The sequence below is a fragment of the Ruegeria sp. I1 genome, assembly GCF_056532675.1.
The window spans coordinates 135,836-158,312 of record NZ_JBQFNM010000006.1; the positions used below are offsets into that span (position 1 = coordinate 135,836).

Genomic DNA, 22,477 nt, shown 5'->3' on the forward strand with positions numbered 1-22,477 from the left:
TCAGATTCGGATGGGCAAGATGCTGAAAAGCAAAGCTTCTCAAACTTCGATAGAACAGCGAAACACGACCCGCATGCGGGTTCTCGACCATATCCGAAGCCGGGATTCAGTCTCGCGCATCGATATTGCCAGTGCGCTTCAGACCAGCCCTGCCACGGTTACATCAGCCACTGCAGACTTGATTTCAGCCGGTTTGATCAAAGAGGTTCCAGGCGATCCACCCTTGAAATCGTCCAAGCGGGGCCGCCCGCGGGTTTTGCTGCAACTGGATGGAGGATCTTACCTTGTGGCGGGGCTCAAGGTTGCGCGTCATGCGATGTCGGTGATCCTGGTTGATTTTCAGGGCACGCCTTTGGCTTCGTACAACCATCCGCTGGCCGACGCACAGATGGCGCCCGAGGTTTTTGTCAGGACTATTCGCGACGCACTGCAAGAAGCCAGCGCACAAATTGGCAAAACGCTAGAGGATTTGTCCGGGGTCTCAATTGGCGTTGCTGGGCTTGTTGATGCAGAAAACAACTTTGTCCATTGGTCGTCATCCCTGACGGAAAGAAACATCGATTTCAGTCAGATCCTCCCAAAGGAGATCCCCTGCCCAGCCTTTATCGAAAACGACGCCAATCTTGTCGCCAAGGCCGAACAGCATTTTGGCTACGGCAAAGGCTTAAGGAACTTCCTTGTCGTAACCATCGAACATGGTGTGGGTCTTGGCATCGTTCTAGATGGCAAGCTCTATCGCGGAGAAAGGGGCTGCGGGGCGGAATTCGGGCATGCCAAAGTGCAGCTAGACGGTGCGCTATGCCAATGCGGCCAGCGCGGGTGCCTTGAGGCCTATGTAGGCGACTACGCACTGATCCGCGAGATGACAGTTGTGGATCAAAACCAAAGCCCAAAGACTGTTGCCGATATCTACGACAAAGCGCGAAGCGGTGATGTAATGGCCGCTTCGGTTCTTGGACGTGCGGGCCAGATGTTTGGCCTGGGGATTTCCAATCTGATCAATCTGTTTGACCCCGAATGCATCATTCTGTCTGGCGGTCAAAAAGGGCTGGAGCATCTCTATTCGGATGAGGTGATGGCCCGTATCCGCAGCGGCGTTGTGAATGTGGATACCCCTCTGCCCGAGATCAAAGTACACCATTGGGGTGATCAGATGTGGGCCAAGGGCGCAGCGGCCTATGCGATCGAGCAGGTCTCGATTCTCAAGGTCAAGGACATCCCTGCACATGCGTCCTGAGCTGTTTGTCCTTCTGATGTTGCCCTCGGCACTAGAGGCGGAGGTGCAAACCCCGCATTTCACACCGGTCGAGATTGCAAACCATATCTACGATGGCGGGTGGGAGCATTTTGTAGGTGGCGGAGTGGCCGTCGTTGACTGCGATGGGGATCAACTTCCTGAGCTGTTCGCAGCAGGGGGCGAGAACCCGTCGCAGCTGTTTCGAAATATTTCATCAGGCAGCATTTCATACGATGCCAATACGCCCGAAGAACTGAAACTAACGGGTGTAACTGGCGCCTATCCGCTGGATATCGACAGCGATGGCATTCTGGACCTCGCCATACTGCGAGTCGGCCCCGATCTGCTGTTGAAGGGCGCGGCGGATTGTCGATTCAGCCCTTTCACCACGCTTGGGTTCCAATCAGACGATCATTGGACAACCGGGTTTTCAGCGACTTGGGAGGATGGGCAAAGCCTACCAACCCTTGCCTTTGGCACATATGTCGACCGCAGCAATCCAGATGGTCCGTTCGAAGCCTGCGGCCCAACGGTTTTGTACCGACCACAGGGCGACAGCTATCTGCCACCGGCGCATCTGGAGCCGGGCTATTGTTCTCTATCAGTTCTGTTCTCCGACTGGTCTCGGGCCGGACGCGCGGACCTGCGTGTCAGCAATGATCGCCACTACTATGTAAAGGGAGGTCAGGAGCAGCTATGGGCAATGGAACCAGACCCCACACTCTACTCTGCCGAGGATGGGTGGTTGCCCTATTCAATCTGGGGCATGGGCATCGCGTCGCGTGATCTGACCGGAGACGGCTTCCCAGAAGTCTATCTCACCTCAATGGGTGATCAGAAATTGCAGATGTTCGACCCCGAAGCCAAGGGGCCGACCTGGAGCGACGCGACCTATGATCGAGGCACAACGGCCCATCGGCCCCATACGGGTGGGGATGGTCGCCCTTCAACCGGATGGCACGCACAATTCGGGGACGTCAACAACGACGGACGGGATGATATTTTCGTGGCCAAAGGCAATGTGGAACAGATGCCCGATGCGGCTCTGAACGACCCAAACAACCTGCTTCTGCAGGAACCGCAGGGTCAGTTCGCAGAAGCGTCGGTGGCGGCAGGCATCGCCTCGATGGCAAAGTCGCGCGGTGCGGCTTTGGCGGATCTCAACATGGACGGCTGGCTAGATCTGGTGGTTGTCAATCGAGGCTCGGCGCTTGAGCTGTATGAGAGCCAAACCCAGAACGGAAATTGGCTATTGGTCGAGGTTTCTCAGGACCGTTCAAACCGGTTTGCTGTGGGGGGGTTTATCGAGATAAAGACGCCTGCAGGCCTACAGACCCGTGAAATTACCGTCGGCGGCGGGCATGCCAGCGGTATCGCCGGACCGCATCACTTTGGTCTGGGCGCGACCAACACAGTCAAAGCGCGAGTTATCTGGCCAGATGGGCAGATCGGAGACTGGCAAGCGTTTGAAGCCAACCAGAGCATTCGGATCGAACGTTAGTCAGCGGTCGACTGGCAACCCGCTGGGTACCTGATCCGGGATACCGAGCCGCACCGCAGGGTCCTCAAGACTGGTCAGGAAGGCCAGAATTGCATTGAGCTCCTCATCCGTCAGGCTGACCTCTGCCAATTCATTTGCGCTGGCTATCGCGTCTACGTGGTCCGGGTCCAGCAAAGCCTTTTGATCAGACGCCCCGGGAAACGTCGGCAGCAGAGCCATATCAGCCGAGTAACTGCGCAAGGCTCTTTCCGGATCAAGGTGGTGACGCACCACATCTTCGAGTCGCGCATAGGCACCGCTATGACCATAAGGTGCCGTCAGTGTCACATTGCGCAGCGACGGCGTGCGAAAGGCGAAGGCATCACTTTCGCCCCCTGTGACACGTAACCGACCGTCATCGCGGACATGGCTTTCAAATCGCGCGCTTTTTCCAGGCCCGATCTGAGGCATGGCAATAGCATGAAAGCTGTGATCCGTTTGAAACCAGCCCGCGTGGCAGGTGCTGCATCCTGCCTGACCGTAGAAAAGATCGGCCCCCAGTTGCGCATCTGGTGTCAGAGGTTCCTCACCACGCATGGCCCGGTCAAAGGGGCTGTTGTCAGCGCGCCATTCGAAGGCGATGAAATTCGCGATCACATTGGCGATGGCGGTGAAGGTGATTTCCTCTCCGGGCGACACCCGATCAAACCGCGCCTGATATTCTGGTATCGCCGCAACGCGGGCTGCGATCAGGTCCCACGCCCCGCCTTCCTGAGTTATCAGGCCAAGACGCACAGCCTGACTGACATCATTCTCAGAATAGTGACCTGCCATCTCATCCGGTGACAGCACAGGAAACATCGCCTGCGCAGCCAATGCCGATTGGAACCCGGGTCGCATATTCGTGCCCAGTGGAGTGCGGATGCCGTTTGGCTGAGTCAGATCAGCCTCAAGCCGACCATCATGAAAGAACGTCTTGAATTCGGCCGCGCCGAGGTTCCAAAGCGCGGGCGAATTTCGCGGAATGCGCTGTTCGGGTAAGTTGTTCGGATCAAGCGCGCGTTCGGGCCCTAGACCCACACCCCCTTCGCCGATCCCCAGCGACAAACCATCGGATGTTCCGAGGTCAGGATGATGACAGGTCGCACAGCTTATGTTTCTATTGCCCGACAGGATCGGGTCGTAGAACAGTAGTTGGCCCAATTCGACGGCTTCGAGACCGGGTTCAACAAATACTGGGCGCGGACCCAAATCGAGCGATGTTGCGTTTGCGGCTGATGCGAAGACAAAACCCCCGACAGCCAGTGTTGCGATCAATCTCATGCTGCGCCCTCGGTGATTTCTAAGGTCAGGGTCTGGCGATAGGGACGTTTGGGAGTACATATAATTGACGGAAAGGTCGTAACATTCGGCGCATTGGGGTATCCCGATGGCTCGATACACAGGCCCGCTCTGGGAGCGAAAGGGTCAGACAGACCTCCGCCGGTGTAAATCTGAGCACCGGGCTGATCGGACCAGAGCTTCAGTTTCAACCCATTCGGCGCGATGACTTCGGCGACGGGTTGTTTGGCGGCCGTTCCGAACACAAAGAAATGATCCAAATCTGCCCCAGCTTCCTTGATAGCTTTGGCAGAGCTGAAATCCATCGAGCCCCCGGCGGTCTTAGACACCGGGCCAAACGCTATTCCCTGATCGTCGGTGTCCAGATATCGGGCTGAGGCCAGTTTTAGAAGATGATCGGAAACGCCCATTGTGCCGCCCAACGAATAGTAATTGTGCTGCGCGATACTGATCGGTGTTGGACGATCCGTATGAGCAAGAATCGAATAGTTCAGACGTGGATATTCGAGTGTGACGCGCAGTTCGAACTGCACCTGCCCTGGAAAGCCGCAATCTCCATCCGGTGAGTTTAGGCGCAACACTGCCTCATTCTCGGCAACCTGAGTGAGGGTCCAATGTTGGTGCGAAAGGCCCAAGCGCCCACCATGTAGAATGTTCTGGCCTTCATTTGCATCCAGCGCGAACCGCGCCTTGTCCAATGCAAATGACGCACCTGCGATGCGGTTGGCAACGCGACCGACGATGGCGCCCAGATAATTACGATCCGGCAGGTAATCCATCGGATCATCATAGCCCAGGATCATAGGGATGCCCTTGTACCACCAGCCTTGGGTGATCGCCCCATAGCTCAGCAGGCACACGCGCATTTCACCACTTTCGAGGGTGGCTTGCTGGATCACTTGTCCGGTCATCTTTGCGCAAGCGGAGCCAGCGCCGCATAATATTGGCGATAGCTTTGGTACGCCTGCTCGTATGCGGCAAATAGATCGGCGCGTGGCTCGATAATGCTGCCCACCTCAGGCGGCGACATAACATCGGTGGGTTCAGCACCACTGGCTGCACAAATTGCAAGGCGTGCAGCCCCAGTTGCCGCACCGAATTCGCCGCCTCTTGGCAGAGCCAGGGGTATTTGCAACACGGTCGCCAGTGTTTCCAGCCAATACTGGGATTGCGCCCCACCGCCAACGGCCATCAGGCTGCTGGGCTCGGTTCCCGTGCTTCTGAGCACTTCAAGGCAATCTCGCATGGCAAAACCGACGCCTTCCATTACCGCTTGTGTCAGATCAACGGGGCCCGAGGAGACATCAAGGCCCAGAAAAGCGCCTCGGATGACGCTATCATTATGCGGTGTTCGTTCTCCGGACAGATAGGGCAAGAAGCGAGTTACGGATGGCCCTTTGGGGGATCTGGGCAACGCGTCGGCCAAGTCACCGACGGATTGCCCAAGATTTCGAGATAACCAGTTCATGCAGTTGGTCGCAGACAGAATGACCCCCATCTGAATCCACCGGCCGGGCACTGCGTGGCAGAAGCAATGGACCGCCGTCTCGGGCTTGGGTGCGTATCTGTCGCGGGCCACCAACAAAACGCCCGAAGTGCCAAGCGACAGAAAACCTCCCCCATCTTCAACACTGCCAATCCCGCAGGCCGCGGCTGCATTGTCCCCTGCCCCACCAGCAATAACCACCTGCCCCGAAAGATCCCAGTCTTGCCTCAGCTCTGACCTGAGTTCTCCGCCCGCTTCGCTGCCTTCAACCAGCCGGGGCATCTGGTCCAAACGCATATGGCTTAGCCGCAGTGCGGTTTCTGACCAGGTGCGGGTGCTGACATCTAGCCATGACGTGCCGGCGCTATCAGACATGTCACTGATGCACTCACCAGTCAGCCAAAGCCTTAGATAGTCTTTGGGCAGGAGCACCTTAGCTACTCTGGCATAGACATCCGGCTCATGCGTCCGCACCCAGTCCAGCTTGGGCGCTGTAAAGCCCGGAAAGACAATGTTGCCGGATATGGCCCGCATGTCTGCGATCTGGTCCAACTTGGCTGCTTCCTGCGCGGCACGCGTGTCGTTCCACATAATACAGGGGCGCAACACATTCAGATCGTTATCCAACAAGGTTGCCCCATGCATATGACCGCTTAGGCCAATCCCGCGCAGCTTGGAAAACTCAGTTTCATGCTCTGCCCTGATCTGGGCAATCACCGCTCTGCAGGCATCGATCCAATCCTCAGGCGCCTGCTCGGACCATCCGGATTGCGGATAGGAGGTAGCAATCTCGTGTTCGGCACTGCCGATGACGGTGCCAGCCTCCTCAATAAGAACACCCCTGAGCCCTGAGGTGCCCAAGTCCAGACCGAGATACACGGCGATCTCCCCCTTATTATTTTATTAACTAAAATTATTACCTATGCGCGCGTTGTCAACATCGGTCTTTGACAGATGCTATATCGCATGCCGACTACGACAAGCCTAAGCTTTTGTTGCGTATCAACTAGCATCAACCGGTTTCAGGGCGTTCGGTTCGAACATTCACAAACCGGTTTTTGATCATATGGCAAACAAAGCTTGATCTCGGTGGGTGATGTCTCGTTAAATGAGAACGAGTCTCACCATTCGATGGTATCCCGACTATATGCACCTAGAGCGTTTGATCAGCTTGCTAGAAACTATCGCCGTCATCGGTCGGCCTGTTTCGGTTGCTGAGGTGCAGATGGCCAGCGGCCTTCCCAAACCAACATGCTACCGGCAGGTACAATCGCTTTTAGACCAGGGCCTGATTGAGGATCCAATCGGAGATGGGCGCTATGTGATTGGTGATCGCCTGATCCGCATCGCGTTGCTCGGCAAGTCCGATATCGATGTGCGCCGCGTGTCCGCCCCGGCATTGCGCGCGGCGGCTACGACCTTCAACGAAACGGTTTTTCTGGCCCGATTTCGAGACAGCAAGATCGAAATCATCCATGTCGAAACCCCCGAAGACCCGGCCCGTGCATTTGTGCATCCTGGCCTCGGGGAACGCCCTTTGCATGCGTGTTCCTGCTCGATGGCGATAGCGGCCTTTGCCGAGCCGGGTTTTCAGGACACCATCCTGAACGGCGCGCTCAGGGCCTTTACAGATCATACCAAAACGACGCGCGAAGAGCTGATTGAGGCGTTCAAGGTGATCCAGCAACAGGGTTTTGCCGATTGCGACCAGGAAATTGATATTGGCATCGCCAGCGTTGCGGCCCCAGTGGCTGTTGGCCGGATCGGGGTCACATTCAGCGTCGGCGCCGTTGGGCCGGTACGACGATTTGGAACTGACTACAGACAAGAAATTGGGGAGCAACTCAAAGACCTAGCCACAAAGGTCAGCGGCGCGATCCAACTGTGCAATGTTGGAGGTGTCTAGAGCAGAGATTCATCAAGACCTACAGGCGAACCCCAGTGAGGTGGGGTAAACAAAAGGGAGGACTACCATGAACTTACGACCAGATCCGACGTTTCACGCGTCACCCAAACTGGCGATGGAAGCGCCGGTCGAAAATTTTGCCTTCACCATTATGCTGGGCAAAGACGCCAGCCATCACGATGGGCTGGCCGTGATCGATCTTCGAAATGGCTCGGACACTTATGGACAAATTGTGCATACGGTCATGACGCCCACGACCGGAGACGAGTTTCATCATTTCGGCTGGAACGCCTGTTCTTCGTCCTTGTCCCCGCTCTCAGGTCATGCCTTTCTGGAGCGGCGCTATCTGATCGTGCCAGGTATCAGATCAAGCCGCATCTACATCTTCGACGTCAAAGAGCCGCTGAAGGCCAAAATTCACAAAATCATAGAGCCCGAGGAAGTCTTTGCCAAAACCGGCTACTCGCGGCCCCACACGATCCATTGTGGTCCTGAGGGGATTTATGTCTCAACCTTGGGTGGCGCTGGCCCCGATGGCATAGATGGACCTCCGGGCATTTTCATCATGGACTGCGAAACCTTCGATATCATCGGGCGCTACGAGATGGATCGTGGCAAGCAAGATAAGCACTATGATTTCTGGTGGAACCTGCCGCAAGACTACATGGTCAGTTCAGAATGGGGCTTGCCGCCACAGTTTGAAGGCGGCGTTGTACCCGAGGATTTGCTGAGTAACAAATACGGGCATTCGATCCATTTCTGGGACCTGCGGGCACGCAAGAACATCCAGACCATCGACTTTGGCGAGAACTACCAGATGGCTCTGGAAATCCGCCCGGCCCATGATCCGACAAAGTCTTATGGGTTCTGCGGTGTTGTGGTGGATACCACCAATCTGCAAGGGGCGATCTTTACATGGTGGCGCGAAGATGACGGGACCTGGAACTCGAAGAAGGTGATCACCATTGATCCCCGCCCCGAAGACCCGGACAATCTGCCCGAACTACTGAAAGGGTTCAGTGCTGTGCCGCCTCTGGTCACCGATATCGACCTCAGCCTGGATGACAAATACCTCTATGTCGCGTGCTGGGGTCTGGGTGAGATGCACCAATACGATGTCTCTGATCCGTTCAATCCAGTTCTAAACGGCAAGGTCGAACTGGGTGGGATCGCGCGCGAGACCAAGCATCCCAATGGCAAAGACTTTATCTACGGCCCGCAAATGGTTGAGATCAGCCGGGACGGCAAACGTGTGTATTGGACCAACTCGCTCTATTCAACTTGGGATAACCAGTTCTATCCGCATCAGGAAGGCGGCCAGATGGTGATGGCCAACGTGGGAGACGATGGCAGCTTTGCGTTGGATCCAGATTTCTACATCAACTTCCCCGAGAACACGCGCGCGCACCAGATTCGTCTGGAAGGCGGCGACTGCTCGACTGACAGCTTCTGCTATCCTTCCGTGTAAGTTCGGATGGAAGATCTGACTTTGACGGCCCTTTGGTGGGCCGTCATTTTCTCTGGCTTATATCATGGAATAAACCCCGGCATGGGCTGGCCCTTAGCAGTGTCCGCTGCGTTGATGGAGCGTAAGCCCACGGCCATGGCCAAGGCGCTTTTGATGCTAGCGCTGGGGCATTTCCTGGCGATGATCGGTATTCTGCTGCCGTTCTCGCTGATGATCATTCTCGTCGAGCGCGAAACCGAAATCCGCCTGGGTGCCGGCGTGATCGTGATTGCTATGGGTATTTACCTGTTGATCAATCGAAAACACCCCAAGATATTGGCCCGTGTTCATCCGGCGCGTTTGGCGCTTTGGTCATTTCTGGCCGCGATGGCACACGGCGCAGGGCTGATGCTGGTTCCGATATATCTGGGAATTTGTGGTTTGCTTGAGCCGGGCAATGTGGCCACGACGGGCCATGCTGCAGCGCAAACCCTGATGAGCAATGATGTCTTTACGGCCTTCACAGTGGCTGCGGTTCATACCCTTGCCATGACGTCAGCCGGAGCGTTGATCGCTGTGTTCGTCTATCATTGGCTCGGCCTCAAATTCATCTCGAAAAGCTGGTTTAATCTGGATGTTGCCTGGGCGATCAGCCTGATCATAGTGGGCGCATTCGGCATCTGGTCGGCCTATGCAGGACATTGAGATGATATGTATGCACCCCTGTTTAGCCACCCGTTTTCTAGCCTCTTGAGCCGCATGTGACCGGCGCGTTTTATGATCACGCCGCTTGTCGAACGTTATAATATTTCATATCTGTCAATTGCAGAATCCGCATCCGTTGACAATTGGAACATCTCAGATGGCGACCCCTGACAATCGCATACCAGTCACCTTGCTCACCGGCTTTCTGGGCGCGGGCAAAACGACAGTGTTGAACCATCTTATACGCGACCCAGAAGCCGGTCGCATAGCGGTGATCATGAATGAGTTTGGCGATGCGGGACTGGACCATGATCTAATCGAGGAATCGACCGAGGATGTGGTGTTGATGCAATCCGGTTGCCTGTGCTGTTCGATCCGGGGCGATTTGGCGAATACGTTCGCCCGCCTGTTCGTCCGCCGAGAACGAGGCGAACTTCGCTTTGATCGCGTGGTCATCGAAACCACAGGGATCGCTGATCCGGGTCCAATTTTGCATACAATGGTTATCGACGACCTAATCGCACCAAACTTCCGCTTGGATGGCGTCGTCTCCTTGGCTGATGCGGCAACCGGCCCTCGCACCCTTGATGCGCAGTTTGAAGCGGTCAGCCAGATCGCGATGGCCGATCTGATCGTCCTGACCAAAACCGATCTTGTAACCCCGACCGACCTCAAACGGTTCACAGCTAGGTTGAGAGGGATCAACGGAACCGCCCAACGCATAACCGCCCGGCATGGGCAGGTTCCGATCGGCGCGCTGTTCGGCTTATCTGCGATGCGCGGCAGCGCCACACCGGATGATCTTTCGGATTGGCTTGGGTCAGAAAAACCAAAGCCCGACCCGTTGGCTGGGTTGTCAGGGTTTGCACCAAAGGTGATCACATCTGAGCCCATACCCCTGCCCCCCTCGGGCACTCATTTCCACCATGACAGTCGTATAGGTTCAGCTTCAATCGAGGTCGCCGATCCTATACCCGCACGTGTTTTTGATCTTTGGCTGGAAACGCTGGTCGAACTCAAAGGCCCAGACATTCTGCGCATGAAAGGCATCATTCATGTTCAAGGCATGGAATGGCCCTTTGTTTTTCATGGGGTGCAGCACATTTTCGACGCTCCGGTGCCGCTAAAATCATGGACCGGAGGCGACACGACAAGCCGCATTGTCGTGATCGCACGTGATATCGAAAAGGGCGATCTAAAAGCCAGCCTGGAAATGCTGCGATTGCATTCTCAGAGCCTTGATACGCGCCTAGACGGCATGATGACCCACGTCACCGAGATGTCGGATTGATTGATTTCAACGTCTCAGATTTTCGACTGGCTATGAGCGACTGACGCCCAGGGCAAATACAGCAAAGGCTGCCCGCAGTTTCAAAATCAGTGTAGGTTAAACTACTCGTCAGCTTTCGGATATATGAATCCGTTCACCGGATATGGTTTGCCGTAGCGACCGGGCTGGCTTTCGACACGGACCAGTGTCCAGTCGTTATTCTTAGACACGTCCCGCACACCCATTTTCAACGACACTTTGTTGCGGTGCCAATTGGCGTGATTTATAATAACTTGCCGATCATCAACGATCTCTGACACAACCGCGACATGGCCCAAAGACATTCCGCGCGTCGCCCGAAATGACATTACCGCACCCACAGTCGGGTCTGCACCCCGATCGTAAGTCTTGTGCGCCTTACCCCACCAGTCCTTGGCGTTGCCGCGAATCTGGATACCACTCAGGTTTCGTGCATAGGGAACGCACCAAACTCTGTGTCCGAGCGCCTGTTTTCGTTCGACTTCTTGGAGTGCCATGAACTGACGTTCAGGATTGAGACCGCTATAAGGTGAGTTTTGAGAACAGGCTGAGACCAGGACAACAAGCCCGAGCGCTGCAATTGCCCGAGTGGGAACGGAAATATACTGCCAGATCGCATTCATATTCCGGGCGTTGTCCTGCACGAAACTTCATCACCTGTTTAGAATCCCTTAAGATTTCTGGGCGATCCGAGCTGTAAAGAAAAGAGCTCTGCAAACCCTCTGGCGAAAATCTGCCAATGGCTTGCACAAAAGACGCACATAAAGCCCGTTTGATACGCGTGATGTGGCCTGTAAGTGGCCCAACACAATGCTCTGGCCTTCAAAACTTACGGAAGAACTTTGTTCGATCGAACATTTCCTCGAGCTCTTCCATACGGGCGCGGGTGGTGTCCCAGTTACGCTCCTGCACTTCGGCGATCACGATCTCGGATATCAACATGGTTGTCAGGTTGCTATCCCAGGCTGACGGCGCTGCAATCTGATTGCTAAACGCAACATGTGCCAAGTCCGAAATTGGTGACATCCATTGGTCCGTGAACAGGATAATCTGTGCCCCCCGCTCACGGGCAAGCTCGGCCAGTTTCAGCGTGCTGTTTTCGTATCGCCGCACATCAAAGATGACGACCACATCATCTTCGTCAAATTCCAGCGCATAGTGCGGCCAGGCATTTGAGTTTGACGCAATCAGGGTCACATCGGGCCGGATGACCTGAAAATGCAGAAAGAAGTAGTCTGCCAGTGTACGTGTAATCCGACCGCCGACGATAAAGACCTTTCGCTTCGTATCGCTTAGCATATCGCAGGCGGTGTCAAACGCAGCGGGGTCAATCTTGGCCATGGATTGGCCGATATTGTCGATGATGGCCTTGGTGAACCGGTTCAACAAATGCGCGTCAGGCGCGTCATCAACCCATTTTTCACGCTTAGTAAGCGGGCTGGAAATCTTTTCGTTCAGCTCATCCCGCAACCCGCGCTGAAACTCGGGAAAGCCCGCGAAACCAAGCTTCTGCACCAAGCGCGCAACTGTGGGGGTGGAAACCTTGGCCTCCTCCGCCAGTGAGGTGATAGTTCCAAGCCCGGACGCCGGATAGTTTCTGAGGATCACATCCCTCAATTGAAGCTCCGACCGGGTCAGGTCGCCGGTTTTATCCTGCAATCGTTCAGCGATGGTCTGCATGGTCACCCTGACTGGTTCTTCTGTCCATCGTATCTACAGCATTCGACATAGTCAAAATATTACCACTCATCCTCATCCTGTACGAATATTTACATAAATTTGTTGACAGAGGAAACGCTGTTGAAGAAAACTTTACAAAGAACGGGGGATTCTGATTGGAACAGCGCACCACAGATGCTGAGTTTGCACCGCGGGTCGAAAAACCCGAAGGGTCGTCATCTGTCCTATTGGTGTGTGAACATGCCAGCGCGCACATGCCATCTGAGTTTCACTCCCTCGGGCTGGATAAGAATGCGCTGCAAAGCCACATCGCCTGGGATCCCGGTGCCTTGCAGACCGCGCGATCAATGTCAGAGCGTCTGGACGCGTCTTTGGTTTACAGCACCGTCTCGCGACTGATCTACGATTGCAATCGTCCGCCTGAGGCAGCAAGCGCGATGCCCGAACGTAGCGAAGATACGTTAGTACCAGGGAACAAGGGATTGACTGCGGCGCAAAAACAGGCGCGTACCGCTCAGTTCTATCGCCCCTTCGAGGCGTTGTTGACCAGAACCTTGAATGCTCGTGATCATCACACGGCGATTGTGACCATCCACAGTTTCACACCGGTCTACAGGGGCCAGAGCAGATCAGTTGAAATCGGAATCCTGCACGACACAGACAGCCGATTGGCGGATGCGATGCTCGACGTGGCAACTGGGTATGATGTTCAGCGCAATGCGCCTTACGGACCGGCGGATGGCGTCACACATACGCTGCGGCATCATGCATTGCCCCGGGGTCTGCTGAACGTCATGATCGAAATCCGAAATGATCTGATCGCAACACCTGAACAATGCGAACAGATGGGCAATGTGTTGGCGGATTGGCTGCGCGAAGTGATGAAAATCTGCTCGGAATCCTCGGTCGAGAGTGCCTCGCGATGAAGCTTCTAAAGGCCTATATCGCAGTGATCGACCGGCTGAACTACGGTATCGGCCGTGTGATCATGTTTGGCATCTTTGCCATGATGGCCGTCCTTTTGTGGTCGACCATCAGCAAGTTTTCTGACCAGCCATCACTCTGGACACTCGAAGTCGCTCAATTCGCCATGATTGCCTATTTTTTTCTGGGCGGGCCTTACGCCATCCAGATGGGCAGCCATGTGCGGATGGACTTGTTTTATGACAACTGGTCGCTTCGCCGAAAGGCCGCAACCGATGCGATCATGGTGCTTTGCCTGATCGCGTATCTGCTGGTTCTGCTGTGGGGTGGGATCAGTTCGACCGCGTATTCACTAGGTTATTGGGGCACCGAACCCCTCGCTTTCTTCGCGGGTCTTGTGACCGGCTCGGAAGAGGTTGGAACACTTGAACGCAGCCGCACGATCTGGCGCCCGTATCTGTGGCCCATCAAGACTGTGATGTGTGTCGGGATCATCCTGATGCTGCTGCAGGCGCTGTCGGAACTGGCCAAAGATATCTTACGACTTAAGGGCGAAGAAACAGCATGAGTTACGAGTTCATTGCCCTGATGATGTTCGCCTCGATGATGGTGCTGCTGTTCAGCGGTCAGCGTGTCTTTGGGGCAATCGGATTTGTCGCGGTGATTGCCGCGTTGATGTTGTGGGGGGATCGGGGCGGGTTCGATATCGCCTTTTCGCAATCCATCAAGCTAATGCGCTGGTATCCGCTTTTGACCGTGCCGATGTTTGTGTTCATGGGCTATATCCTGTCGGAAAGCCGCATCGCCGACGATCTGTATCGGATGTTCCATGTCTGGATGGGTGGTCTGCGCGGTGGTCTGGCCATCGGAACCATCGGGCTGATGGTTTTGATTTCGGCGATGAACGGGCTGTCGGTTGCGGGCATGGCCATCGGAGCCACCATCGCCCTGCCCGAGCTTTTGCGTCGCGGGTATGACAAACGTATGGTCACGGGCGTTGTTCAGGCTGGTTCGAGCCTCGGGATTCTGGTACCGCCTTCGGTCGTTTTGGTCCTTTATGCGATGATCGCACGGCAGCCGGTTGGCCAGCTTTGGCTGGCAGGTGTGATCCCCGGCCTGATGATGGCCGCAATGTTTGTGATCTACATCGCCGTGCGGTGCCGCATGAACCCTGATCTTGGACCGGTCCTATCGGAAGAAGAGCGTGCGATGCCGCAGGCCGAGAAGTATCGCTTGTTGCTATCCGGTCTTCTACCGTTCGGGATTTTCTTCGCCATGATGATCCCCTTTGTGAATGGCTGGACTTCTCTGGTCGAAAGCTCTGCCATTGGGGCAATCACTGCCTTTGTCGCTGCAGTTCTGAAAGGGCGTATGAACTGGACGGTGTTTGAAACTTCGGTGCGTAACACGCTTGGGATCACCTGCATGTTCATGTGGATCATCCTTGCCGCCCTGGCCTTCGGGGCCGTGTTCGACGGGTTGGGCGCAGTCAAGGCCATCGAAAGCCTGTTTACCGAACGTCTGGGCTTGTCCCCGTGGATGATCCTGATCCTGATGCAGCTCAGCTTTATTCTGATGGGCACGTTTCTGGACGACACAGCGATGCTGGTGATTGTAGCGCCACTGTATATCCCGCTGGTGGGTGCGCTTGGGTTCGATCTGATATGGTACGGCGTGCTGTACACGATCACTACGCAGATCGCCTATATGACACCGCCCTTTGGCTATAACCTGTTCCTGATGCGGGCGATGTCGCCCCCGGGCATCACGCTGAATGATATCTATCGATCCATCATACCTTTTGTGGCGGTGATGGTGGGGGCGCTAACGATCATCATGATCTTCCCCCAGATCGCCCTTTGGCTGCCACAAACAGTTTACGGAAATTAAGCGCCGACAAGAGCGCACTGCAAGATCGAGTGCAACTGAACAAGGAGGTTCACATGACCACAAGACGCAAGTTTATCAAAGGTGCCGCCGTTGCCGCACCTGCCGCGCTGGCTGCTCCGGCTCTGGCGCAATCGACGATCACATGGCGGATGCAGACCTATGCGGGCGCTGCACTGGCGGCCGAGGTGGTGGTTCCGGCAATCGAGACCTTTAACAAAATCGCAGGCGACCGCATGCAGATCGAGCTGTTCTTTGCAGATCAGCTGGTCCCTACAGGTGAGCTGTTCCAGGCGATGCAGCGCGGTACAATCGATGCTGTGCAGTCCGATGATGACTCGATGGCGTCACCCACCGAAGTGACCGTGTTTGGCGGCTATTTCCCGTTTGGCTCGCGCTATTCACTGGATGTGCCGGTTCTGTTCAACCAGTATGGTTTGAAAGAGATCTGGGACGAGGAATACTCCAAAGTCGGCGTCAAACATATCTCGGCTGGGGCTTGGGATCCGTGCCACTTTGCCACAAAAGACCCGATCCGCTCGCTCGAAGATCTCAAGGGCAAGCGGGTCTTTACCTTCCCAACTGCGGGTCGGTTCCTAAGCCAGTTTGGCGTGGTCCCCGTGACGCTGCCTTGGGAAGATATCGAAGTTGCAGTGCAAACCGGTGAGTTGGATGGTATCGCGTGGTCCGGCATCACCGAGGACTACACAGTTGGCTGGGCTGATGTGACCAACTACTTCCTGACCAACAACATCTCGGGCGCGTGGATCGGCCACTTCTTCGCCAATATGGATCGCTGGAACGAGTTGCCCGAAGACCTGCAAGCCCTGCTTGCGGTCTGCATGGAGCAAAGCCATTATTACCGTCAATGGTGGTATTGGGGCGGCGAAGCCAACCTACGGGTCAACGGCACCAAGATGGAGCTGACCTCAATCCCCGATGAGGAATGGGCGCAGGTCGAAAACGCGGCTGTCGAATTCTGGGATGAGATTGCCGCCGAAAGCCCCACCAAGGCCAAGATCGTTGACATTTTCCGCCAGTATAACGCGGATATGCAAAAAGCCGGACGCCCCTATCGTTACGGCTAAACCAACCGGCGCCCCGACAGGTTCGGGGCGCTGCCTGCCCTATTCAAGGATTGCCAAATGACCTCTCCGCTCACCTTTGATGCACTGAAAGAACAGGCCGCTTCTGGCGCGATTGACACTGTTCTAGTGTGCTTTGTCGACATGCAAGGCCGGCTTATGGGTAAACGGTTCCATGTGTCGAACTTCCTTGAAAGCGGCCATGAGGAAACACATTGCTGCAACTACCTTCTGGCCACTGATCTTGAGATGGCGACACCGGATGGCTACGCCTCGACCAGTTGGTGCCAGGGGTATGGCGATTATGTGATGAAGCCTGACCTGAAGACTCTACGGCCTGTGCCGTGGCTGGAGGGAACGGCAATGGTTCTGTGTGATATTCTGGATCACCACAGCCACGCACCAGTGTCACACGCACCCCGACAGGTTTTGAAACAACAAATCGCCCGTGCGGAAAGTATGGGCCTGACCCCCAAAATGGCCACCGAGCTGGAGTTTTTTATCTTCAAAAAACCGCTTGATGAGATGCGCGCCGAAGGCTACCGCGACCTGACCACTCTGGGGCCGTATAACGAGGACTACCATATCCTTCAGACCACCAAGGAAGAACATGTGATGCGCCCCCTTCGCAATCACTTGTATGCCGCTGGAATTCCTATCGAAAACTCCAAAGGTGAGGCCGAGGTTGGTCAAGAAGAACTGAACATCAAATATGCCGAGGCGCTGCTCTGCGCTGATCACCACACGATTGCAAAACACGCCACGAAAGAGATCGCCTGGCAACAGGGTCATTCCGCCAGTTTCCTGCCCAAATGGCATCAAGATCGCGTCGGAAGCGCCTCGCATGTGCATATGTCGCTTTGGCAAGGCGCGGAGAACGCGTTCCAAGGCGATGGCGCTCATGGGATGTCTGACCTGATGCGGCAGTTCATGGCCGGGCTGATCGCCTATGCGCCAGACTGTACCTATTTCTTCGCGCCCTACATCAACTCGTACAAGCGCTTCGCAAAAGGCACCTTTGCGCCGACCAAAACCGCCTGGTCCGTGGACAATCGCACTGCCGGTTTCCGGCTCTGTGGGGCAGATACCAAGGCCGTTCGGGTTGAATGTCGCATCCCAGGATCGGACATTAACCCCTATCTGACCCAAGCCGCATTGCTGGCCGCCGGGCTGAAAGGGGTCGAGGACAAGCTGACCCTAGCCGATGCCGCGACAGGTGACATGTACGAGGATGACAGCGTTCCCGAAATCCCACGCACCTTGCGAGCAGCCACCGAAACTCTGCGCAACTCATCCATGCTACGCGCGTCAATGGGGGATGATGTGATCGATCACTACACCCGCGCGGCCGAATGGGAGCAGGAAGAATTTGACCGTATTGTCACCGACTGGGAAATCGCCCGTGGTTTTGAGAAGGCCTGACAGATGAGCAAGATCACTTGTACTTCTCCCATCGACGGCTCGGTCTATGCTGAACGGGAATGCTTATCCGCAGACGCCGCACGGGATGCCATTGCGCGCGCGAAGGCGGCGCAGCGGGATTGGGCCGCGTTGCCTTTGCAGGATCGCATCGCCTTTGTGAACAAAGCCGTTGCTTACATCGGTGAAACCACCGATCGCATGGTGACTGAGCTTGCGCATCAAATGGGCCGCCCGGTACGCTATGGTGGTGAGTTCGGCGGGTTCGAAGAACGCGCCTATTACATGGCGTCGATTGCAACAGATGCGCTGGCCCCAGTTGTGATCGAAGACTCGGATGAGTTCCTGCGCAAGATCGAGCGGGAACCGCAGGGTGTTGTCTTCGTCGTGGCCCCTTGGAACTATCCCTACATGACCGCAATCAACACGATTGCACCCGCGCTGATTGCTGGCAATGCGGTGGTTCTGAAACACGCGTCGCAAACCATTTTGGTTGGGGAACATCTGTCCGAGGCCTTCGCGGTCGCTGGTCTGCCCGAAGGCGTGTTTACGAATGTGGTGTTGGATCATGATACAACCTCGACCCTGATTGCCGAAGGCCATTTCGGATTGGTCAACTTCACCGGTTCAGTCGGCGGGGGCCGCGCCATGGAACGCGCTGCAGCGGGAACGTTCACGGCAGTTGCAACTGAACTCGGCGGCAAGGACCCCGGATATGTGCGTGCCGATGCGGACCTCGATGCAGCGGTTGAGACGCTGATCGACGGGGCGATGTTCAACTCGGGTCAGTGCTGCTGCGGGATTGAACGGATATATGTGCATCACAGCCTGTTTGATGCTTTCGTCGAAAAGGCGGTTGCGTTGGTGAAAACCTATGTGCTGGGTGATCCGCGCAACCCGGAAACCACACTGGGCCCAATGGCCAACATACGGTTCGCCCAGGAGGCGCGCGCCCAGATTGATGAGGCAATCGCAGCAGGTGCAACGGCCCATATCCCAACCATGCCCGCCGATGATGGCGGCGCCTATCTGACCCCGCAAATCCTAACGGACGTGACCCACGAGATGCGGATCATGTGGGATGAGACCTTTGGACCTGCAGTGGGTATCATGCCCGTGCAAAATGACGCCGAAGCCATTGAACTGATGAATAACAGTCAGTTTGGCCTGACCTGCTCGCTCTGGACCCGCGATGCCGACGCAGCAGAGGCGATTGGTCGCCAGTTGGAAACCGGCACCGTGTTCATGAACCGTTGCGATTATCTGGACCCTGCTTTGTGCTGGACCGGATGCAAAGACACCGGGCGCGGTGCAGGCCTGTCAGCTCTCGGCTTTCACGCTGTCACCCGCCCCAAATCCTACCACTTGAAGAAGCTGAAATCATGACCCAAACCGCCAATTGGAGCTATCCTAATCCCATCCGCTTTGGTGCTGGCCGCATCGCCGAGATTGGCGAGGCCTGCGCGGCGGCTGGCATTATGAAACCCCTGCTGATCACAGATCGGGGCCTGGCCGAGAATGAGATCACCAAGCGAACCCTGACGCTGATGGAAAGCGCCGGTTTGGGCACTGGGCTTTTCGCCGAAGTTGACGCCAACCCCACGGATCTAAATGCCGAAGCCGGTGTGGCAGCCTATAATGCGGGCGGCTATGACGGGGTGATCGCTTTTGGCGGTGGATCCGGCCTTGATCTGGCCAAAACCGTTGCCTTCATGGCAGGTCAGACACGACCCATCTGGGATTTCGAAGATATCGGCGATTGGTGGACTCGCGCGGATGAAGATGCGATCGCGCCCGTTGTGGCTGTGCCCACCACGGCAGGAACCGGATCAGAGGTTGGGCGTGCCAGCGTGATCACCAATTCAGAAAGCCATGAAAAGAAGATCATCTTCCACCCCAAGATGCTGCCTGCTCAGGTCATCATGGACCCGGAATTGACCGTTGGCATGCCAAAATTCATCACCGCCGGGACGGGGCTGGATGCCTTCGCCCATTGTGTCGAGGCCTATTCCAGCCCGCACTATCATCCCATGAGCCAAGGCATCGCGCTGGAGGGGATGCGTCTGGTCAAAGAGTATCTGCCCCGTGCCTATGCAGACGGTAGCGATCTGGAAGCACGCGGCCAGATGATGAGCGCGGCGGCTATGGGCGCGACGGCGTTTCAGAAAGGCTTGGGAGCGATCCACGCGCTCAGCCATCCCGTTGGCGCAGTTCATCATACTCACCACGGCACGACCAATGCCGTGTTTATGCCCGCTGTTTTGAAGTTCAACGCCGACGCCATCCGCACGAGGTTTGATCAGGCGGCCGCCTATCTGGGGATTGACGGCGGGTTTGACGGGTTCTGTGCTTTTGTCGACGACTTCAATGCGTCATTCAACATTCCGCTTACGCTGACCGAACTGGGTGTCAAAGACCCGCATTTCGATGCGCTGACCGAGGCCGCTTTGCGCGACCCAAGCGTAGGCGGCAATCCAGTCCCGCTCACGGCACAAGATATCCGAGGCTTGTTCGAAGCGACCAGATAAGGCGCTAGCTATTGCCCGGAATGGCCGCCCCTAAGCTTGGGTGGTTGCGACAAGCTCCTTTAGCAAAGTGCGCAAATGCTCTTTGCTATCGGCCCCCAAGGTCTCGGCGATTTCCGCCTCAATCTCTCTGATCTGATCTGCGGCGCATTTGCGCCAGCGGTGACCTTTTTCAGTTATCGTTACTACTTTGTCGCGCTTACTGTCAGGCCCCGCATCAACCCTAACCATGCCCTGCACGACCAACCGGTCAACCGCCTGCTGTGCAGCCTGACGGGAAAACCCCATCTCTCGATGAATGACAGAGAGTTTGACCGTGCGCCCGCGCAGCTGGGCAAAGACCTGCATATCTGCGGGCCGTATCGCGGCAAACTCTGTCTGTGCCCGCGCATCATCCATACGCGCGTTCCAATGGGCGATCAAAGTCATCATCATGCCTTTGATGTTCTGGCCCAGAAAGTCATTGTCATGTTTATCAATCACGGTTGACAATTTGCCTTCGCACCTATTTCATCAATCTTAGTTGATATTGATTGGTGACTTCAATGGATCGCAGAACATTTCTGAAAACGTCTGGGGCGACTGCCTTGGCTGCAGGCGATGGCATGGCCTGGGCCCAATCTGTCCTGCGCGCCCTGCCACTAATTCCAATGACGGACCTAACAAACGGGATCGAAGAACGCATTTCGCTGACGCTGAACCCATCGACGCACGACTTTGGCACTGGCGCGCAAAGCGCGACTTTCGGGATAAATAACAGCTACCTCGGTCCGGTTCTTAAGGTTAGACAAGGCCAAACCCTGCCCTTTGACGTAGTTAACAACATAGGTGACACCTCGACCCTTCATTGGCACGGGCTGCATATTCCGGGAGAAGTGGATGGCGGGCCGCATCAAGAGATCACACATGGCAGCGTCTGGTCGCCGGATGTGCCGATTGTTCAGCACGCTTCGATGAACTGGTTTCATTCGCATATGCATGGCAAAACCGCACGCCAGACCTATCAAGGGCTTGCCGGTGTCCTGTTGGTCGAAGATGACGACAGCCTTTCAGCCGATTTGCCACAGACCTATGGCGTCGATGACTTCACGCTGATCCTGCAGGATAAGATGTTCGATGCAGAAGGGCGCATGAGCTACAAGGTATCTGTTGCCGTTTTTGAGGATGGCTTTGAAGGCGAAACCCTTATCGTCAACGGCGCCGTCGCACCCGTTGCGCAAGCGGTTCCGACCGGCCTTGTACGGCTTCGCATTCTGAATGCCTGTAACGCGCGTTTCCTTGGATTGTCGATGGAAACCGGGCCAATCACTGTGATCGCATCGGACGGAGGGTTTCTGCCCGCACCGGTCGAGGCGGAGAGCATCCTGATGTCGCCTGGTGAAAGGTATGAGGTGCTCGTGGATATGAGCGCGCTTGAGGCGAACGCCTTGAATGTCAATCTGAACGGGAACGGTGGTGGGTTCTTTGCCAACCTTTTTGGAGGGAACCAAACAGTGACTGCTTTGCGGTTGGCGAGAACCGCAAAGACCGGTTTCACCGGGTCAATGCCGACCAAACTTGCCAATCTCTCCCCTGCCCAACCCTCTGAGGCGACAGTCACGCGATCCTTTGAGTTGAACATGAATGTCGGGGCCGATCTTGCCGCACTTGCGCTGGCTTGGGACAATTTCTGCGGCGATGCCGGAGCGATGGCCATAAACGGGCTACCAATGAAAATGGACCGGATTGATGAGACGGTCAGAAAAGGCGATACCGAAATCTGGCGTATCTCAGTTGATGATCAACTTCACCCCTTTCACATCCACGGTTGTTCCTTCCGCATTCTCGCACAAAACGGAGGCCCCGCCCCCGCCTATGCGCAAGGCTGGAAAGATATGGTCCATGTCGAGGATGGCTGGTCCGAAGTTCTGGTGCGGTTCGACCATAATGCGCCTTCTGACGCGCCCTATATGTATCACTGCCACATCCTGGAACATGAAGATTGCGGCATGATGGGGCAGTTCACCGTGTCATAGACCGAATAAACAAACCGCCCCGGGGCGCATC

The 22,477-nt window shown here is 55.8% G+C and carries 20 protein-coding genes; 14 read left to right on the forward strand and 6 right to left on the reverse strand.

The window, feature by feature from the left end:
- The first annotated feature begins 19 nt into the window (after positions 1-19).
- On the forward strand, positions 20-1,237 hold the full coding sequence (locus tag ACR0DH_RS12925; RefSeq protein WP_480549644.1) for an ROK family protein: 1,218 nt from the start codon (positions 20-22) through the stop codon (positions 1,235-1,237).
- Positions 1,227-2,738, forward strand: coding sequence for a CRTAC1 family protein (locus ACR0DH_RS12930; protein ID WP_480544655.1), 1,512 nt, complete (start codon positions 1,227-1,229; stop codon positions 2,736-2,738). Before ACR0DH_RS12925 ends, ACR0DH_RS12930 begins: the two co-directional genes overlap by 11 nt.
- On the opposite strand, the gene ACR0DH_RS12935 is transcribed toward ACR0DH_RS12930, so the two are convergent.
- The 3 genes from ACR0DH_RS12935 to xylB are packed head-to-tail and all read right to left on the reverse strand — an operon-like array spanning position 2,739 to position 6,423.
- The gene (locus ACR0DH_RS12935; protein WP_480549646.1) at positions 2,739-4,040 is read right to left on the reverse strand and encodes a cytochrome-c peroxidase; all 1,302 of its coding nucleotides are present in this window, start codon (positions 4,038-4,040) and stop codon (positions 2,739-2,741) included.
- Positions 4,037-4,969 carry an aldose epimerase family protein gene (locus tag ACR0DH_RS12940; protein ID WP_480549648.1) on the reverse strand — a complete coding sequence of 311 codons (933 nt, stop codon included), beginning with the start codon at positions 4,967-4,969 and terminating at the stop codon, positions 4,037-4,039. The genes ACR0DH_RS12935 and ACR0DH_RS12940 overlap by 4 nt, the downstream gene beginning before the upstream one ends.
- A complete protein-coding gene (xylB, locus tag ACR0DH_RS12945) occupies positions 4,966-6,423 on the reverse strand; it encodes a xylulokinase (RefSeq protein ID WP_480549650.1) in 1,458 nt (485 codons plus the stop codon). Before xylB ends, ACR0DH_RS12940 begins: the two co-directional genes overlap by 4 nt.
- Positions 6,424-6,652: 229 nt before the next feature.
- Here xylB and ACR0DH_RS12950 point away from each other — a divergent pair, with 229 nt between their 5' ends.
- The 4 genes from ACR0DH_RS12950 to ACR0DH_RS12965 all read left to right on the forward strand — a co-directional run bounded on the left by ACR0DH_RS12950 (position 6,653) and on the right by ACR0DH_RS12965 (position 10,893).
- Positions 6,653-7,450, forward strand: a complete 798-nt coding sequence (locus ACR0DH_RS12950; protein ID WP_480544651.1) for an IclR family transcriptional regulator — start codon at positions 6,653-6,655, stop codon at positions 7,448-7,450.
- Between the two features lie 67 nt (positions 7,451-7,517).
- Positions 7,518-8,918, forward strand: a complete 1,401-nt coding sequence (locus ACR0DH_RS12955; RefSeq protein WP_480499126.1) for a selenium-binding protein SBP56-related protein — start codon at positions 7,518-7,520, stop codon at positions 8,916-8,918.
- A gap of 6 nt (positions 8,919-8,924) precedes the next feature.
- Positions 8,925-9,602, forward strand: a complete 678-nt coding sequence (locus tag ACR0DH_RS12960) for a hypothetical protein (protein ID WP_480544649.1) — start codon at positions 8,925-8,927, stop codon at positions 9,600-9,602.
- Positions 9,603-9,759: 157 nt separating this feature from the next.
- On the forward strand, positions 9,760-10,893 hold the full coding sequence (locus ACR0DH_RS12965; RefSeq protein ID WP_480549652.1) for a CobW family GTP-binding protein: 1,134 nt from the start codon (positions 9,760-9,762) through the stop codon (positions 10,891-10,893).
- A 101-nt stretch (positions 10,894-10,994) separates the two neighbouring features.
- On the opposite strand, the gene ACR0DH_RS12970 is transcribed toward ACR0DH_RS12965, so the two are convergent.
- Both ACR0DH_RS12970 and ACR0DH_RS12975 read right to left on the reverse strand, forming a co-directional pair.
- Positions 10,995-11,534: a CHAP domain-containing protein gene (locus tag ACR0DH_RS12970; RefSeq protein ID WP_480549898.1), complete on the reverse strand. Its 540-nt coding sequence runs from the start codon at positions 11,532-11,534 to the stop codon at positions 10,995-10,997.
- Positions 11,535-11,733: 199 nt separating this feature from the next.
- On the reverse strand, positions 11,734-12,591 hold the full coding sequence (locus ACR0DH_RS12975) for a MurR/RpiR family transcriptional regulator (RefSeq protein ID WP_480549654.1): 858 nt from the start codon (positions 12,589-12,591) through the stop codon (positions 11,734-11,736).
- 155 nt (positions 12,592-12,746) lie between these two features.
- Between ACR0DH_RS12975 and ACR0DH_RS12980 the strand changes: the two genes are divergently transcribed.
- From ACR0DH_RS12980 to ACR0DH_RS13010, 7 genes are read left to right on the forward strand one after another with little or no spacing between them, the layout of a single operon-like run.
- Positions 12,747-13,517: an N-formylglutamate amidohydrolase gene (locus ACR0DH_RS12980; protein WP_480549656.1), complete on the forward strand. Its 771-nt coding sequence runs from the start codon at positions 12,747-12,749 to the stop codon at positions 13,515-13,517.
- On the forward strand, positions 13,514-14,083 hold the full coding sequence (locus tag ACR0DH_RS12985; protein ID WP_480549658.1) for a TRAP transporter small permease subunit: 570 nt from the start codon (positions 13,514-13,516) through the stop codon (positions 14,081-14,083). Before ACR0DH_RS12980 ends, ACR0DH_RS12985 begins: the two co-directional genes overlap by 4 nt.
- On the forward strand, positions 14,080-15,405 hold the full coding sequence (locus ACR0DH_RS12990; protein WP_480549660.1) for a TRAP transporter large permease: 1,326 nt from the start codon (positions 14,080-14,082) through the stop codon (positions 15,403-15,405). Before ACR0DH_RS12985 ends, ACR0DH_RS12990 begins: the two co-directional genes overlap by 4 nt.
- A 53-nt stretch (positions 15,406-15,458) precedes the next feature.
- On the forward strand, positions 15,459-16,490 hold the full coding sequence (locus ACR0DH_RS12995) for a TRAP transporter substrate-binding protein (protein ID WP_353009925.1): 1,032 nt from the start codon (positions 15,459-15,461) through the stop codon (positions 16,488-16,490).
- Positions 16,491-16,547: 57 nt separating this feature from the next.
- Positions 16,548-17,909 carry a glutamine synthetase family protein gene (locus tag ACR0DH_RS13000; RefSeq protein ID WP_480549662.1) on the forward strand — a complete coding sequence of 454 codons (1,362 nt, stop codon included), beginning with the start codon at positions 16,548-16,550 and terminating at the stop codon, positions 17,907-17,909.
- Positions 17,910-17,912: 3 nt separating this feature from the next.
- Positions 17,913-19,292, forward strand: a complete 1,380-nt coding sequence (locus ACR0DH_RS13005; RefSeq protein WP_480544642.1) for an aldehyde dehydrogenase family protein — start codon at positions 17,913-17,915, stop codon at positions 19,290-19,292.
- Positions 19,289-20,434 carry an iron-containing alcohol dehydrogenase gene (locus ACR0DH_RS13010; RefSeq protein ID WP_480549664.1) on the forward strand — a complete coding sequence of 382 codons (1,146 nt, stop codon included), beginning with the start codon at positions 19,289-19,291 and terminating at the stop codon, positions 20,432-20,434. Before ACR0DH_RS13005 ends, ACR0DH_RS13010 begins: the two co-directional genes overlap by 4 nt.
- 30 nt (positions 20,435-20,464) lie before the next feature.
- Here the strand turns inward: ACR0DH_RS13010 and ACR0DH_RS13015 are convergent, their stop codons facing one another.
- Positions 20,465-20,914, reverse strand: a complete 450-nt coding sequence (locus ACR0DH_RS13015) for a MarR family winged helix-turn-helix transcriptional regulator (RefSeq protein ID WP_480549666.1) — start codon at positions 20,912-20,914, stop codon at positions 20,465-20,467.
- Positions 20,915-20,976: 62 nt separating this feature from the next.
- Between ACR0DH_RS13015 and ACR0DH_RS13020 the strand changes: the two genes are divergently transcribed.
- On the forward strand, positions 20,977-22,446 hold the full coding sequence (locus ACR0DH_RS13020) for a multicopper oxidase domain-containing protein (protein ID WP_480549668.1): 1,470 nt from the start codon (positions 20,977-20,979) through the stop codon (positions 22,444-22,446).
- Positions 22,447-22,477: the final 31 nt, after the last annotated feature.